Annotated in this window: 2 protein-coding genes; one reads left to right on the top strand and one right to left on the bottom strand. The window is 48.8% G+C overall.

Annotation, left to right across the window (positions count from 1 at the left end):
* A partial coding sequence (locus Q0236_RS06670; RefSeq protein WP_297916264.1) for a UvrD-helicase domain-containing protein occupies nt 1-532 on the bottom strand: 532 nt, incomplete at its 3' end.
* Between the two features lie 41 nt (nt 533-573).
* Here Q0236_RS06670 and Q0236_RS06665 point away from each other — a divergent pair.
* The coding region (locus Q0236_RS06665; protein WP_297916262.1) for a transglycosylase domain-containing protein at nt 574-2,563 on the top strand (1,990 nt) is incomplete at its 3' end.

Below are 2,563 nucleotides of genomic sequence, written 5' to 3'. Positions count from 1 at the left end.
CGGCAAATTCCGCCTGATCCTCGTAGTTTTTGCTAAACCAAGTCCCAAAATCCGCGCTCATCTCCTTGTTTTGATACAGTGAGTACACGTCGTACAAATATGCCCCGCCGTAGGGGCGCGCATCGCTTACGTGATAAAATTTGCGCTTTTCTACGAGGCTTTTTAGCAGCGTCTTTAGCTCGGCGGGCTGCTTTAGGATCACGCCTTTACCGAGCTCGCAAAGTAGGGCGTAGGATACGGCGTGGAAGGTGCCCGCGACGATTGCGGAGGTGATTTTTTTATCAAAATGCCGCTGCAGCCTCGCTATCATCTCGCTCGCGGCCTTGTTCGTAAATGTAAGAAGCAAAATTTTTCTAGGGCTCGTGCCGAGATTTAGCAGATGAGCGATGCGCGCGACGATGGTGCTGGTTTTGCCCGTGCCTGCGCTTGCGATTATTAGATTGTGCCCAGCAGGAGCGGTTGCAGCGGCGTATTGTTCGGTGTTTAGCTTAGCTAGAGCGTCCAAGATTATTCCTTTGCAAAAAGGCGTCATTATAGCCTAAAATCATTAAAATTCTTTGATATAATTGCGCGATGAAATTTCTAAAATTTACGTTAAAAATCGCGCTATTTTGCGCATTTGCATTCGCTCTGTTTTTGATCCTAGACGCGCTTTATCCGCTAAATTTGGATATGCTAAACAAGCAGAAGAGTAGAATTTTATATGACCGAAACGGCGAAATTTTAAATATGCAGATCAGCGACGATCAAATTTGGCGCTTTTACGCGAGCGCAGACGAGATACCGCCGCGGCTGAAACAAAGCGCGATCTATTTCGAGGATCAATATTTTTACTACCATTTCGGCGTCAATCCAGCCTCGATTTTGCGCGCGGCTACGTATAATTTTACGCAAAATTTTACTAAAAAAAGCGAGGGCAACGTCGAGCGCGTCGGAGCCTCCACGATTACGATGCAGGTCGCGCGTATGATGCGCCCCAAACAGCGCAGCTACAAGAACAAAATCATCGAAATTTTCAACGCCTTTCAGCTGGAGTGGCACTTCAGCAAGGATGAAATTTTAGGAATGTATTTCAACCTCGCCCCATACGGCGGCAACATCGAGGGGGTCAAAACTGCGGCGTATTTTTACTTCAAAAAGGACCTGCGCGAGCTTAGCAACGCTCAAATCGCGCTTCTTAGCGTGATCCCGAAAAACCCGAACAAAAACCGCCTAGACCGCAGATCAAACATCAACGCGCTTAAAAACCGCCTAATTTCGCAGCTACGAGAAGGTGGCGTGATCTCGCAAAGCGAGTATGAGCGCGCCCTTGCAGAGCCATTTTCGCCCAGACGCTACGCAGCGCCCAATTACGCGCCGCATTACGCGCTGCTAGCGTTTAGCAATTATAAAATGCAGAATTTTACCGCCAAAGAGGACGTAAATTTCACTCAAAATTTTGATTCTAACGGAGCGCCCGGTGGGGCAGCGGAGCAAGCAGGCTCGTCTGCGCACCGAGCCGCGGCGGCAGAGTTAAATTTTTCGGGCGCGACTAGTGCCGAAATAAATTTTACGGCTGCGGCGAAGGTTGGGGCGAATTTATCAAGCGCCGCAAACGCGCAGACGGGAGTGGATTTGAAAGAAATGAATCCCAAAGAGGCGGATTTTAAAACAGATGCGCCAAAGAGTTTAAATTTAAGCAAACGAACGAGCTTAAATTTAAACGAGCGCGAAGGCGTAGAATTGCAGGCGGGCGCAAAACCGAATGAGCCGGAAAGCGCAGTAAAACCAAATGGAGGAAAGAGTGCAAATTTAGATGAGCGGCGAGATTTTATTGATGCCGCCCATCCGTCGCAAAATACGCAAGACCCAAATTTAAACGAGCGACGAGGCGCTGCGTATTCGCCGCAGAATTTTAGCGTAGATGCGGATTCAGATAAAGGGCAAACAGAGTATTCGCCGCAAAATTCTAGTGCAGATATAAATTTAGACAAGCGGCGTAGTGCCGCCGACGCACATCCGCATCAAAACTCGCAAAATCCGCAAAATCTAAATTTAAATAGTCGGCAAGATACCGCGCATCCGCCGCAAAATCCGCAGGCAGATGCAAACTCTAGCGAGCGGCCGAGCGTAAATTTTAGTGCGCAGACAAATTCCTTTTCAGACGCTAGTGCTCAGACGCATTTCGCTTCGTCGGACGCTAATGCTCAGACAGATTCTACTCCGGGCGCCAAAATACAGACGGTTTCTGCTGCAAGCGCCGAATCGCAGGCAAATTCCGCTCCCAACGCCAAGATGCCGCAAAATTTCGCTTTAGCCGCCCAGGCGCAAATAAATTCCGATCTAAACGCCAAGACGCAGGAAAATTCCGTAAACTCTAAAGCGGGCGTGCAGTCCAAGGAGCAAACTACGCTAGCGCAGGAGCTTGCGCGCCTAAGCGAGGGTAAAATTTATTCAAATTTGGATCTGAAAACCCAGATCGCGCTTGAAAATTTCTTAAAAGACGAAATTCTTGAGCTTCGCAGCAAGGGGGTGCGAAACGGCGCTGCGGTGCTGATCGATAACGAAAGTATGAGTGCGATCG

Origin of the sequence: uncultured Campylobacter sp., assembly GCF_938031315.1 — a bacterium.
Lineage (GTDB): Bacteria > Campylobacterota > Campylobacteria > Campylobacterales > Campylobacteraceae > Campylobacter_B.
This window is presented reverse-complemented; position numbering and strand designations above follow the sequence as displayed.